The organism is Methylomonas sp. MS20 (genome assembly GCF_050275925.1).
Taxonomy (GTDB): domain Bacteria; phylum Pseudomonadota; class Gammaproteobacteria; order Methylococcales; family Methylomonadaceae; genus Methylomonas; species Methylomonas koyamae_A.
Genome location: NZ_CP189962.1, coordinates 5304118 through 5316771, shown reverse-complemented (window position 1 = coordinate 5316771; position 12654 = coordinate 5304118). Strand labels below are relative to the sequence as shown.

At 50.5% G+C, this 12654-nt stretch carries 11 protein-coding genes and 1 pseudogene; 9 read left to right on the top strand and 3 right to left on the bottom strand.

Going from position 1 to position 12654, the window contains the following annotated elements:
* The first annotated feature begins 5 nt into the window (after positions 1-5).
* The 3 genes from hemW to ACQE3D_RS23690 all read left to right on the top strand — a co-directional run bounded on the left by hemW (position 6) and on the right by ACQE3D_RS23690 (position 3851).
* A complete protein-coding gene (gene hemW / locus ACQE3D_RS23700) occupies positions 6-1139 on the top strand; it encodes a radical SAM family heme chaperone HemW (protein WP_313731049.1) in 1134 nt (377 codons plus the stop codon).
* 43 nt (positions 1140-1182) lie between these two features.
* The gene (pyrE, locus tag ACQE3D_RS23695; RefSeq protein WP_313731050.1) at positions 1183-1821 is read left to right on the top strand and encodes an orotate phosphoribosyltransferase; all 639 of its coding nucleotides are present in this window, start codon (positions 1183-1185) and stop codon (positions 1819-1821) included.
* 95 nt (positions 1822-1916) lie between these two features.
* A complete protein-coding gene (locus tag ACQE3D_RS23690; protein ID WP_071159232.1) occupies positions 1917-3851 on the top strand; it encodes a dynamin family protein in 1935 nt (644 codons plus the stop codon).
* A gap of 52 nt (positions 3852-3903) precedes the next feature.
* Here ACQE3D_RS23690 and ampD read toward each other — a convergent pair whose 3' ends face one another.
* The gene (gene ampD, locus ACQE3D_RS23685) at positions 3904-4485 is read right to left on the bottom strand and encodes a 1,6-anhydro-N-acetylmuramyl-L-alanine amidase AmpD (RefSeq protein WP_313731051.1); all 582 of its coding nucleotides are present in this window, start codon (positions 4483-4485) and stop codon (positions 3904-3906) included.
* 68 nt (positions 4486-4553) lie between these two features.
* Between ampD and nadC the strand changes: the two genes are divergently transcribed.
* Positions 4554-5387: a carboxylating nicotinate-nucleotide diphosphorylase gene (gene nadC / locus ACQE3D_RS23680; protein WP_313731052.1), complete on the top strand. Its 834-nt coding sequence runs from the start codon at positions 4554-4556 to the stop codon at positions 5385-5387.
* Positions 5388-5399: 12 nt separating this feature from the next.
* Here the strand turns inward: nadC and ACQE3D_RS23675 are convergent, their stop codons facing one another.
* On the bottom strand, positions 5400-5912 hold the full coding sequence (locus ACQE3D_RS23675; protein WP_064031398.1) for a hypothetical protein: 513 nt from the start codon (positions 5910-5912) through the stop codon (positions 5400-5402).
* A gap of 252 nt (positions 5913-6164) precedes the next feature.
* Between ACQE3D_RS23675 and ACQE3D_RS23670 the strand changes: the two genes are divergently transcribed.
* Positions 6165-6767 carry a peroxiredoxin gene (locus ACQE3D_RS23670; RefSeq protein ID WP_064031397.1) on the top strand — a complete coding sequence of 201 codons (603 nt, stop codon included), beginning with the start codon at positions 6165-6167 and terminating at the stop codon, positions 6765-6767.
* Positions 6768-6820: 53 nt separating this feature from the next.
* Here ACQE3D_RS23670 and ACQE3D_RS23665 read toward each other — a convergent pair.
* Positions 6821-7507: pseudogene (locus tag ACQE3D_RS23665) on the bottom strand (ATP-binding protein); the annotation flags it as partial.
* 49 nt (positions 7508-7556) lie between these two features.
* Between ACQE3D_RS23665 and ACQE3D_RS23660 the strand changes: the two are divergent.
* The 4 genes from ACQE3D_RS23660 to ACQE3D_RS23645 are packed head-to-tail and all read left to right on the top strand — an operon-like array spanning position 7557 to position 12612.
* Positions 7557-8258 carry a TnsA endonuclease N-terminal domain-containing protein gene (locus tag ACQE3D_RS23660; protein ID WP_427551337.1) on the top strand — a complete coding sequence of 234 codons (702 nt, stop codon included), beginning with the start codon at positions 7557-7559 and terminating at the stop codon, positions 8256-8258.
* Positions 8251-10146 (top strand): Mu transposase C-terminal domain-containing protein, encoded by a 1896-nt coding sequence (locus tag ACQE3D_RS23655; RefSeq protein WP_427551334.1) that lies wholly within the window; start codon positions 8251-8253, stop codon positions 10144-10146. The genes ACQE3D_RS23660 and ACQE3D_RS23655 overlap by 8 nt, the downstream gene beginning before the upstream one ends.
* A complete protein-coding gene (locus tag ACQE3D_RS23650) occupies positions 10143-11036 on the top strand; it encodes a TniB family NTP-binding protein (protein WP_427551333.1) in 894 nt (297 codons plus the stop codon). Before ACQE3D_RS23655 ends, ACQE3D_RS23650 begins: the two co-directional genes overlap by 4 nt.
* Before the next feature lies 1 nt (position 11037).
* The gene (locus ACQE3D_RS23645) at positions 11038-12612 is read left to right on the top strand and encodes a TniQ family protein (protein WP_427551332.1); all 1575 of its coding nucleotides are present in this window, start codon (positions 11038-11040) and stop codon (positions 12610-12612) included.
* The last annotated feature ends 42 nt before the right edge of the window (positions 12613-12654 follow it).

Genomic DNA, 12654 nt, shown 5'->3' with positions numbered 1-12654 from the left:
ACCGTTTGCCGCCACTTAGTCTGTATATTCACTTCCCCTGGTGTATCCGCAAATGCCCTTATTGCGACTTTAACTCGCACGCGGTGAAGGAATCGATTCCTGAAGCAGAGTATATCGAGGCGTTGTTGCGCGATTTGGCAAGGGATTTGGAATACTTTGGCCTGGATCGGGCGGTTGTCAGTATTTTTATGGGCGGAGGCACTCCCAGCTTGTTTTCGCCCCCGATGCTGGATCGTTTGCTGGCGGGGGTTCGCGGCCTAGTGTCGCTGGCCGTCGACTGCGAGATCACGCTGGAGGCCAACCCCGGTACCTTCGAAAGTGGCAAATTCCGCGAATTTCGAGCGCTGGGGATCAATCGCCTGTCGATAGGCATTCAAAGCTTTCAAGATCGGCATTTGCAAACCCTCGGCCGGGTTCACTCGGCGGCGGAAGCGATCACGGCGGCGGAAATCGCGGTGGCGGCCGGTTTCGAAAATTTCAATTTAGACTTGATGTTTGGCTTGCCGGGACAGAGCGAGGCCGAAGCCTTCGACGATGTAAGGTTGGCAACCGGTTTACGGCCCGCGCATATCTCGTTTTATCAGCTCACTTTAGAACCGAATACTTATTTCCATAAGTTTCCGCCCCGCTTGCCGGACGACGAGGTCATCTTTGCCGCGCAGAAGCGTAGTCAGGCTTGGCTGGCCGAACACGGTTACAGCCAATACGAGGTGTCCGCCTACGCCTCCACCGCCAATCAGTGTCGGCATAACCGTAACTATTGGCAGTTTGGAGACTATTTAGGAATAGGCGCCGGGGCTCACGGTAAGATCAGTCAGGCCTTACCGAGCAACATTGTCCGCACCGCGAAACCGCGAAATCCCGAGCAATACTTGCGCGAGCCTTGGACTGTCAGCCGATCCCGGATCGAGCTTGACCAACTACCGCTGGAGTTTGCGATGAATCGTTTGCGCTTGCGGGACGGTTTCCGTTTGAGCGAATTCGAGGTGGCTACCGGCTTGTCCGGCGAAGCGCTAGCCGCTCCGTTGCGGAATGGGCTGGCGGAAGGCTTGCTGGAGCTAGCGGACGGCTTTTACCGTTGTTCGGCGCGCGGTTGGGATTTTCTGGACGTGTTGTTAGAAAAGTTCGTGCCTGAATAGGGCGCGGGTATAATTCCAAGTTTTATGTCGCTAGTATAGGCCCATGCAAGACTATCAATACCAGTTTATCCGTTACGCCTTGGATTGCGGCGTTCTTAAATTCGGCGATTTTCAACTCAAATCCGGCCGGCGCAGCCCTTACTTTTTCAATACCGGATTATTCAATACCGGAGCGATGCTCGATCGGTTGGGCCAGTTTTACGCTCAGGCCATCATAGACGCGGGTGTTTCGGTCGATGTGCTTTACGGGCCGGCTTACAAGGGAATTCCGTTGGTGAGTGCGACGGCAATCGCCTACGCCAGGATGCAGAGCGACATCCCGTTTACGTTCAACCGCAAGGAGGCCAAGGATCACGGCGAAGGTGGGGTACTCGTAGGGGCGCCGCTGCAGGGGCGGGTCTGGATTCTGGACGATGTCATCACGGCAGGCACCTCGGTTAGGGAGTCGGTCGACATCATCCGCGCGGCGGGCGCTGAACCCGAGGGCGTGGTCATAGCGTTGGATCGTCAGGAAAAGGGCCAGAATCAGAGATCCGCGGTGCAAGAGGTGGAATCCCAGTTCGGTATTCAGGTGTTGCCCATTATTACATTGGCGGACATTGTCGTATTTATCGAGCGGGAAGCTGGCTATGCCGATAAGTTGTCGGTGATCCGAGAATATCGCGAGCAATACGGGCTTTAGGCCGAAGTGCGGCCGGGCTCTCTCACGGAGAATGGTCTACACTTAGCCCTTACTATCAGCCCTCAAATCGAGTACCGTCAGCACAAAGGCAAGCCATGAGAAATCTGGAATTTAGGGAACAGTTGCATGAGTACGCGCATTGGCGCGAACAACTGATTCAGGCTATCGACATGTACCGGGACTGGCGTACGCGTTATCGCTTCAGCGATCCGCAAAGTACCGACACCTTGTTAAATATTCTGCAGGGCTTGCAAAACGATCGGGTGACATTGGCCTTCGTCGCGGAATTCTCGCGCGGTAAAACCGAGTTGATTAACGCGTTGTTTTTTGCCGAGACCGGCGTGCGTTTGTTGCCGTCCTCGCCGGGACGGACCACGATGTCGCCGACTGAGTTGTTTTGGGACGAGAAGGGCGGCAGCTATATCCGTTTGTTGAATATCGAAAGTCGTTTGGAAGACATCTCGCTGATGGATTACAAGCGTAATCCGGACCGTTGGACTCAGATCGACTTGAATTGCGATTCGCCCACCCAGATGCAGGAGGCGTTCAAAGAGTTGATCGCTACCAAGCGGATTTCGCGGGAAATGGCCGACAAGCTGGGCTTATGGAACGAACGCGAAGCGGCGGAACAAGGCATCATTAATCCGGAAAGCGTCGAGGTGCCTTGCTGGCGTCACGCGCTGATCAGTTTTCCGCATCCTTTGTTGAAAGAAGGCTTGTGTATCCTCGATACGCCGGGCCTGAACGCGTTGGGTACCGAGCCGGAACTAACCTTGAGCATGTTGCCCAGCGCTCAGGCCATCGTGTTCGTGTTGGCGGCCGACACCGGCGTCACCAAGAGCGATCTGGAAATGTGGAAGAGCCATGTCTGCAGTTCCCGTGCGGGTTCGCGCCGGCAGGGCCTGGCGGTCGTCATGAACAAAATCGACTCGATGTGGGACGATTTGATCGGCGAAGTCGGCTACGACGCGGCGATACGCAAGCAGATCGAAACCTCCGCGTCTATTCTGAATCTGGATCGGAATGTCGTGTTTCCGGTATCCGCCAAGCAGGCCTTGCTGGCCAAGGTCAAGGGCGACGAAGCACTGCTGCGCAAGAGTCGTTTGGATTTGCTGGAAAATTATTTGTCCGACGATATTCTGGATCAGCGCCGGGATATTTTGAAAGGCGTGGTCGAGAAGGAAATCGGATTTTTGGTTAGCGAATCGGCCAAGCTGATGGAAGCCAAAATCAGTAATGCCAGTAAGCAACTGGACGAGTTCAAGCAAATGGATTTCGAAAACCAGGAGATGACCGGCAAGCTAATGGCGGAAACTCGCGACCGGCAAAACGCCTACATGGCGAATGTCGAGAATTTCCAGGCCAGTCGCAAGGTGTTTGCGGTGCAGGCCAAGATGCTGATCGATTCGTTTTCCAGGGAAAGAATCGACGACATCATCAAGCGTACGCGTCACGATATGAGTAAAAGTCTGACGACCTACGGTATGAAGCAAAATATGCGCAAACTGTTCGACGAGTTGCGTGATTTGTTACAGGACTCGGTGGATATGACCGAGGAAACTCGGCGCTTGATTAAAGCCATACATAAGAAATTCCAGGACGAATACGGCTTCAAGGAAATCGAGCCGCAATTGTTCTCGATCAAGCAATATCAATTCGAGCTGGAGCAGATTTTCGAGGAAGGCGAAGCGTTCCGTACTAGCGCCCGAACCACGATGACCGAGCAAAGCATCGTGGTGAATAAGCTGTACAGTACCTTGATCGCCAAGGCGAGAAACATTTTGCAGCAAGCCCAAAAAGACGCGGTGACTTGGAGCAACAGCGTGTTGACGCCATTGATGCACCAAATCAAGGATCATAAAAAGCAGATAGAAAGCCGTTTGGTCATGCTGCGCAAGATCAACGAATCCAAAGGCAGCGTCGCCGAAAGCATCGCTCAGTTGGAGTCGGAGCTTGCTCCGCTGGAGCAACAGCAGAAGGAGCTGTTGACCATTATCAAGGCCATGCATTTGGACGTAAAGCCGGGTTGATGGCTTGCGCGATCTTGCAATCCCACCGGTGAATCGATCCGCAAATCCTTCGCTATTCCCCTGCTAACAACTGCCGCAAGCGTCGCCAATCGAAAAATGGCCCAGGGTCGGTTTTGCGGTCCGGGGCAATTTCGCTATGACCGGCGATGCGTTCGTGGGATAAGCCGGGGTAGTTGGCTAACAGCGCTTTAATCGTCGTCGCTAAGCTCAAGTATTGTTCGTCGGTGTACGGGCAATCCACCGCGCCTTCCAATTCGATGCCTATCGAAAAGTCGTTACAGCGTTCGCGGTCTTGGTAGCGTGAAATCCCCGCGTGCCAAGCGCGGCGGTCAAACGCAACGTACTGAGACAGGTCGCCCTCCCGATTTATCAATAAATGCGCGGAAACCCGTAGCGTTTGAATTTCGGCGAAAAATGGGTGGTCGTCGGGATTCAATTGGTTGCAAAACAGCCGATCGATGTGCGGTCCGCCGAATTCGCCGGGCGGTAGACTGATGCAATGGATTACGACCAGTGAAATGTCGGTCGGGTTCGGGCGAGCGTCGTGATTCGGCGATGGAACTTGCCTGGCGCAAAGCAGCAAGTGATGGTTGATCGGTAGCGAGCTTTCATCGGCTGGCGGTTGAGTTATCATCGGGTAGTCCGGTCTCGACACATTGGCCGGGTATAATAACGGCTTTGTCTAAACGATTGGCGATTCTAATGACTACTGGGCCTTCCGACTCCGAAATTGCTACTTACCTCGCCGAAGATGTCGGTACGGGGGATTTGACCGCTGCGCTGATCCCGTCGGAAACTCAGGCGGTTGCCAGCGTTGTCGCGCGCGACGCCATGGTGCTGTGCGGTAGGGCTTGGTTCGATGCGGTGTTTCGCCAGTTGAGTCCGGATGTGATTGTGGATTGGCAATTCGGCGACGGCGACCGGGTGCCGGCCGGCGGCGAGCTGTGCCAGGTTCGCGGTCAGGCCAGAGCGTTGTTGACCGGCGAACGGACCGCGTTAAATTTGCTGCAGACGTTGTCGGCTACCGCGACGCTGGCGCGTCAATATGCCGACGCGGTGGAAGGTACTGGTTGCCGGGTGCTGGATACCCGCAAGACTTTACCCGGACTACGAGTGGCGCAGAAATACGCCGTGGCTTGCGGAGGTTGCGTTAACCATCGAATCGGATTATTCGATGCTGTCTTGATTAAAGAGAACCATATCTTGGCGGCCGGATCGATTCCGGCGGCTATAGCGGCTGCTAGGGTTTATGCCGGTGTGCCGGTCGAGGTGGAGGTCGAAAACCTGGCGGAATTCGAAGTGGCTTGGCAAGCCAGTCCGGATAGAATTATGTTGGATAATTTCTCGCTAGCCGATATGGCGGTTGCGGTCGCGAAGAACAAAGGACAGTTGGAATTGGAAGCGTCAGGTAATATCACGCTGGAAAATATTCGAGAGGTCGCCGAGACCGGCGTGGATTTTATTTCTATTGGTGCCTTGACCAAAAACATTAAGGCCGTCGATTTGTCGATGCGCATTCAGATGCGCATCGACTGAACCTAGGCCGTTTTAGCTGACCGCGTTTAGCATTTCGTTTTCGTACAAACGCAGTTTTTTCCAGTTCGCGAACTTGCTGTCATCGAAATAGGCATCGTGGTCGATGGCGTGTTCGTAACAGCTACGGAATAGTCTGGCGGTTCGAAATGCATGTAACTCGTCGTCGGCGGTTACCGTGTCGACGTTGCCGACTTGGAAGGTTTTGTTGCGGGATTTACTGTCTTTGACCCAGAACACGGTATAGCACAGATAGCTTTTGTCCTTGCGATGGTCGAACTTAATGGTTCTGGATACTCCGGTTACGCCGGTGGTGGTTTTGTTTTTCGGCGGCTTCAAGAATCGGGTCTTGCTGCCTTTTAATACCACTAACATTTGGTCGCGCCAAGTAATCGCGGCTTTCAGCGACTTGGTTTTGCTACCCCAAAGTTTATGCGAAAAATAACGGCTGCTCTCCTTGCCGCGCCGAACGATGCGAACTTGAAAACCGAATGCATCGGGTTCTGTGATGTGTTTTACTTTTGCCATACTTAATACCCCAACCAGAAAATTCACAAAAGGTCTGCAGGTGAATTTTAAAGTCAGACACACGCAGACTGTCTGTTAATTGTGTAAGCTTTTGCCTACAAGTTAGCGCGAATCGCATCATCTTGCAAGTAGAATTTGCCTGGATTATTGGGTGAATACCCAGTATTTTAGTGTAGAATAAGCTTCAGCCTTACCCCAAAGGCGTTTCCCCCCTGTTAACCTTTTGTTTTTAAAAAATTTTGGAGGAACTCAATGAGTGTTTTAGTTGGTAAGCAAGCCCCCGATTTTACGGTTCCTGCGGTTCTGGGCGATGGTCAGATCGTCGACTCCTATAGTTTTTCTGAAGCCACGAGCGGCAAATATGCTGTACTTTTCTTCTATCCGCTGGACTTTACCTTCGTCTGCCCTAGCGAGCTAATCGCTTTGGATCACCGTATCGACGAGTTCAAAAGCCGTGGTGTCGAAGTCGTTGGCGTGTCCATCGATTCGCACTTTACTCACAATGCATGGCGTAACACACCGGTTAACCAAGGCGGTATCGGTCCGGTTCGTTACACCCTGGCCGCCGACCTGACTCACAGTATCTGCAAAGATTACGATGTTGAATCCGCTGGCGGCGTAGCGTTTCGCGGTAGTTTCCTAATCGACAAAGCAGGTGTCGTGCGCCATCAAGTGGTTAACGATTTGCCATTGGGTCGCAACTTCGACGAAATGTTGCGCATGGTCGATGCGTTGCAATTCCATGAAGAGCATGGTGAAGTTTGTCCCGCCGGTTGGAACAAAGGCGATTCCGGCATGAACGCCAATCCGCAAGGCGTGGCTGAGTATTTGAGCAAAAACGCCGACAAACTGTAAGCTTCGTCGGTCTAGGCTTGTAGGCGCGTTGCTGTCGAGGCAACGCGCCTTTTTTATGCGCCGGAGTTTGGCCCGCCTCGGGTTCTATCCAGCTTTCGATAGCCGATGGCTTCGCTTAGATGCGGAATTTCGATCGTATTGGAACCGGCCAGGTCGGCGATGGTGCGGGCCAGTTTCAGAATGCGATGATACGCACGGTGCGACAGTCCGAACTTTTCCATCGCTTGTTCGAGCAGCCGGTGGCCTGCGTCCGTCAGAGTGCAGTAGCGTTTGACTTCCGCCGCTGATAATGCCGAATTGGCCTTGCCGCAACGGCTATCGGCGATGTTTCGAGCCGCCGCCACGCGCTCGCGAATGATCTCGCTGCGCTCCTCGCCGGCCGATGCGCCCTCGCGCAACACCGAGATCGGCACCCTGGGGACTTCCAAGTGCATGTCGATTCGGTCCAGTAGCGGGCCCGATACTCTGGCCCGGTAGCGCGCGATTTGCTCAGAGGTGCAACGGCAACGCCCCGACGAATCGCCCAAGTAGCCGCAAGGACAAGGGTTCATGGCCGCGATCAACTGAAACCGTGCCGGAAAATCGGCTTGGCGATTCGCGCGGGAAATCGTGATATGGCCGGTTTCCAACGGTTCACGTAAGACTTCCAGCACCTTGCGATCAAACTCCGGTAATTCGTCCAGGAACAAGGCGCCGTGATGAGCCAGGGAAATTTCGCCAGGTTTGGGGTTGCTGCCGCCTGTAAACCAGATCGCTTTATGCGACTATTTTGATTTATAGGGGTGTAAAATGCGACTCGTGAATTCATGGCTAAAAATTGAAAAATCATCCGGAGCTGTTCGGCGCATTCCAACGAATGTGCGAAGCCTTACCGGGAACGTTAACGGACAGGAGTTCGAGTCCTCTCTCGAACGAGACCTGCTGTTGCTCGTTCATTGGGACTACGGCGTAGATTGGTACCAGAGTCAGCCAGTCAAAATCGATTACCTAGATGCGTTAGGTGAGCGAAGGAGCTACACACCAGATTTGTTAGTAACTTATCGAACTGATGGTGCTCATGGAATCGAACAGGGAGGCGCTCGTAGACCATTATTGTGCGAAGTTAAATATCGTAGTGATTTACGGAAACAGAAGGACTTGCTTAAGCCAAAGTTTAAAGCCGCACGCGCTTACGCCAAAAGTCAAAACTATGAATTCCGGGTACTCACCGAGCGAGAGATCAGGACTGATTACCTAAAAAACGTTCAATTTTTATGGTCTTATCGCCACGCCTATTTCCATGAGCATCACTATGAGAAGTTAATAGAGGTTTTGGAAGAGTTAGGCGAAACCAGCATTTCAAAATTACTAGAGGTTTGTTATTCGTCCAGAGAACTACGGGGTGAAGCTTTATGGACACTTTGGTGCATGATTTCTCGATTATGGGTGAAATGCGATTTAACAATTCCTTTATCAATGCAGTCTGTGATATGGGTTGTGAGTGATGAGTAAGCTTGCAAGACTACGAATTCTTCCGGGTGCAGTTGTTTATTTTGAATCGGTACGTTACCAGGTAATTGATTTAGTAAGCGCCACTTATCTAATGGTTAAAAATGATGAAGGCAAAACCAAAACGGTTAAAGCCAGCGACGTAGTTCCAGATCTGAAACAGCCAGTAGCGCCCCTGCCGGATTTAGGAATAATCGGCGCTGACAAATGGGAGAGAGCACTTGAAATCTATTCCGCTATAGAGCCGCTACTTGCATTAGGCAACAACGGGCGCACTAGGGCAGATGTAAAAAAGGTTGCTGATGCAGTGGATAGGAATATTGCTACCGTGTATCGCTGGATCGACGATTACGAGTCAACGGGGCTGCTTTCATCTTTAATCAGAAAAGCCCGAAAAGATACTGGTTCCAAGCGGCTTAACCCTCAGGTGGAAGAAATTATCCAACAGGTGATCAACGAGCTATATATGGACCCTCAGCGCCGAACCATCACCAAGATTGCAAAAGAGGCACGCAAAAGATGCAAACAAAAAGGTCTTCAAGAACCAGACCCTGAGACCGTAAGCAATAGGATATTGGAAATTAGCGAAGAGCAACGGATGCGCCGCCGTCGCGGTTCTAAAGCGGCGGCAGAACATTTTGATCCTATACAGGGCTCGTTTCCTGGCGCAGATTTCCCCTTGGCGGTTGTCCAAATTGACCATACGCCCATGGACGTTATCTTAGTCGATGACGTGAGTCGATTACCTATTATTCGACCCTTTCTAACGATCGCTACCGATGTGTATAGCAAAATGTGCGTCGGCTATTACATGTCGCTCAACCATCCCGGCGCACTCGCGACTGGAATGTGCCTGTCCAGAGCTATCTTAGGAAAAGAGTCGTTGTTAATGGCGCTCGGATTGGATGATATGTCATGGCCGTGTTGGGGAGTAATGACCCGCATTCACTCGGATAATGCAAAAGAATTTCGGGGCAATCTTCTGGGATTAGCAGCGAAGCAATACGGCATTATCGTCGAACGACGCCCCAGAGGAAGACCCCACTATGGAGGACATGTCGAACGGGCTTTTCGTACATTTATGCACGAGGTACATAACGAGCTTCCCGGTACAACGTTCTCAAGCGTCAACGAGAAATTGGAATATGACTCGGAAGGCAAAGCTGTAATGACATTCGATGCCCTTGAAAAGTGGTTTACGCTTTTTCTGCTAGGTGTGTACCATCAATCTCCACACGCCGGAAATGATGGCCTGCCGCCAATTGTAAAATGGGATAGGGGCATTTATGGAACAGACAATGGAATTGGTACAGGAATTCCTATGCGGGTTCCTGATGAAGAGCGGCTGCGATTAGATTTTATGCCGATCATTACGCCTATGCCGACAGTTCAACGATATGGAATCCAATTCAACAGCGTCCAGTATTGGTGTGATGCGCTTAGATATTTCATTAGTGACGAAGATTCCAAGCTAGGTACTGGCAAGGCGAGGTACGTTTGCCGATATGACCCCCGCAACCTCAGCAAGATATGGATGTTCGACCCTAAATCTGAGAAATATATCGAGGTTCCCTATAGAGATTTATCGCGCCCTCCAATTAGTTTGTGGGAGCTCAAAGAAGCCAAACGTCAACTTAAGAAGGAGTCCATAGCGTCGACGAACGAGGAATTGATATTCAAAACTGTCGATAGGATGCGTGCTTTGGTTGCGGATGAAGCTCAGCAAACGAAGGCGGCTAGGGTGAAACGACAAAAACAAAAACAGTGGGGTTCGGCATCCAAAGCTTCCTCAGAAAATTCAAAAACGTCCAACAAGGAATCTCCACAGACGGAAAGCTTTCCAGAGTTTGAAGAGTTTATCCCGTTTGATGGGATCAGGGAGGCTGAATGAGCGGGAATAATAGGCGACTGTCCCAACGGGCGGTGGAATTATTGAACTCGTCTGACGAGGAGCGACTTACCCACATCGATAAGCCTTTTTTTATTCCGTATCAAAGGGCCTCCGAGTTATTGGCCGAGATGGAAGATTTATTAGAGCATCCCAAAGTTAACCGAATGCCTAACTTCTTAATCGTAGGCCGGTCAGATAATGGCAAAACCGAAGTTTTGAGAGAGTTTTTAAAGCGTCACCCGGCAGAAGATCGTTGCGGATATGACACGGCGTATGCGCCGGTTATTTATATTCAATCACCACCGGGGCCGAGCGAGCATATTTTTCTAAATAACTTATTGATGTTATTGGGGGCAGTAGTCAAACCGAATGATTCTTCCGACCGAAAATTGTTGCAGTTGCTGGCAATACTACCCAGACTCCAGACAAAAATACTGATGGTCGATGAGTTAAATGCGCTACTGGCGGGTAGCGCAACAAAGCAACGATTTATGCTCAATATGTTGAAGTTTATCAGTAATGAATTACAAATCTGCATTGTCGCTGCGGGCACGTTGGAGGCAGAACACGCCATTCGTAGCGACGCTCAGTTGCAAAGCCGTTTTCCTTTACGGACGTTACCTCGCTGGCAACAAGGCGAGGACTTTCGAAGATTACTTTACAATTTTGAATATATTCTTCCCTTGAAATTGCCGTCAGAAATATATAAAGGCGAAATAGCAAGTAAACTATATGGTCTTAGCGAAGGCGTTATCGGTGAGGTCGCGAAAATATTACGCAGTGCGGCGAAACAGGCCATAAAAAATGGCGAAGAGCGCATCAGCATGGAAGTTATTACAAGCTGCCCCTATGTTTCTCGTAAGGGAAATATCGATATCGAGTTGCTATGACATGTTATCCGGGCTCAGTGGTGCGTTATTACCGGTACATCTTCAGCCCAAAGACGACGAATTGCTCAGCTCATGGATTATTCGATTAGCACATGCGCATGGTATTAAGATCCAGACAATGTCAGCCATGTTGTTTGGGCAAAATACAAACATCTGGAATAGGGACTTAGATCAGCTTGCACCGTTGGAAGATTTGAAAATATTATCGACGGTTTCCGGGGCATCATTAGATCGTATTGAACAAACTACGCTACGAAGTTTAGAGGGAACCCTTTTCGAACGTCACACGCCAAACGGCATGTGTCGATGGATAATTCCAATCGGTATTTTTCATCGCTCCCGGCGCCGACCTGGGCTTATGTTTTGCCCCAAATGCCTCCAAGAAGATATCGAGCCCTTTTTTCGACGGACATGGCGCTTGGCTTTTGCGACTTTGTGTACAAAGCATCGTTGCTATCTTTTGGATACCTGCCCGAATTGCAAATCGCCACTGGCCCCGCATCGCTCGGACATGCAATCGAGAGCTGTGTTTCCAGTGGCCGGGCTTAATGTTTGTTGCTGGAAATGTGGCTTTGATTATCGAAACCCAATAGCGTTATTGCATTCAGTACCAGAAGAGTCGATCGTGACTTTCCAGGCCAAACTGGAAAATGCAATAAAAAATGGCTTTACTCAGTGGGCCGACAATCAAAACATGCATTCCCTTTCGTACTTTGAAGGCTTGAGAGCCTTGATTGCCGGTATTACATCAAAACAGACACTGGAGCGACTAAATAAATCGAAATTAATCGATACGACTAGTTTGGTTGGCTGGCCAAAAAATGGATTGGAAATTGCTGATTTATCAGAACGTCGAGCAGTATTTGCCGTGTTAGCTGAAATCTTATATGAGTGGCCGGAAAGGCTTGTTGCTCTAATCACCGAATGTAAGTTGAGGTATTGTGATTTGAAGGGCGATGCCGAACACTTATCGTTCTGGTATGACAATGTAATTCAGCGCGAAGCAGGGGCTGCATGCATAGCAACTAGCCACGACGAGCGTCAGTCGATTATCGACGTTGTGACAACTCGACAAGGCACGTTTAGCGCATTAAAAGCCAAAAAATTATTTGGACGAAAATTATGTGTGCCACCCGCACAACCAATTTCAGATGAAATATACGAGGCAGTGCTGACGAGCATAGATAAGCAAATCGAAGGCGTTCTCGATGAGACGGCCCGGGCTTGTTTGATCCGAGATAAACTGATGTTCGTAGCAGGCCGAATCTTTAAACTTAGTCAAGACGAACTAGCGAACTTCACACTAGAACAAATACGGAGGATTAGCCCAGAAAATGATGTCTTTAACGGTTACGGATTTGCCACTACCCCCGCACAAATTAGAGGGCAACTTGAGTGGTATTGGAACGAAATAAGACCTATACTTCAGCCGTTAGATCATGTTCGCCAGGTATTTACGTCTTCGATAACCAAACGAGGATTGCGTCGAAGCGCCATAGGTCTTCGGTTCAGAGAGGCCATAACCTCTGCTGGTTTGGATCAAAAAAATGTATGTTACGGGATTTGGAAGCGTTAGATTGATTTACTCGAAATTTCCTGCGAAGGCAGCGTGAAACAC

What these genes read in the sequence shown, in the direction of transcription:
- pyrE (WP_313731050.1), top strand. Translation starts at nt 1,183, where the DNA reads ATGCAAGACTATCAATACCAGTTTATCCGTTACGCCTTGGATTGCGGC.
- ACQE3D_RS23690 (WP_071159232.1), top strand. Translation starts at nt 1,917, where the DNA reads ATGAGAAATCTGGAATTTAGGGAACAGTTGCATGAGTACGCGCATTGG.
- ampD (WP_313731051.1), bottom strand. Translation starts at nt 4,485, where the DNA reads ATGATAACTCAACCGCCAGCCGATGAAAGCTCGCTACCGATCAACCAT.
- nadC (WP_313731052.1), top strand. Translation starts at nt 4,554, where the DNA reads ATGACTACTGGGCCTTCCGACTCCGAAATTGCTACTTACCTCGCCGAA.
- ACQE3D_RS23675 (WP_064031398.1), bottom strand. Translation starts at nt 5,912, where the DNA reads ATGGCAAAAGTAAAACACATCACAGAACCCGATGCATTCGGTTTTCAA.
- ACQE3D_RS23670 (WP_064031397.1), top strand. Translation starts at nt 6,165, where the DNA reads ATGAGTGTTTTAGTTGGTAAGCAAGCCCCCGATTTTACGGTTCCTGCG.
- ACQE3D_RS23660 (WP_427551337.1), top strand. Translation starts at nt 7,557, where the DNA reads ATGCGACTCGTGAATTCATGGCTAAAAATTGAAAAATCATCCGGAGCT.
- ACQE3D_RS23655 (WP_427551334.1), top strand. Translation starts at nt 8,251, where the DNA reads ATGAGTAAGCTTGCAAGACTACGAATTCTTCCGGGTGCAGTTGTTTAT.
- ACQE3D_RS23650 (WP_427551333.1), top strand. Translation starts at nt 10,143, where the DNA reads ATGAGCGGGAATAATAGGCGACTGTCCCAACGGGCGGTGGAATTATTG.
- ACQE3D_RS23645 (WP_427551332.1), top strand. Translation starts at nt 11,038, where the DNA reads ATGTTATCCGGGCTCAGTGGTGCGTTATTACCGGTACATCTTCAGCCC.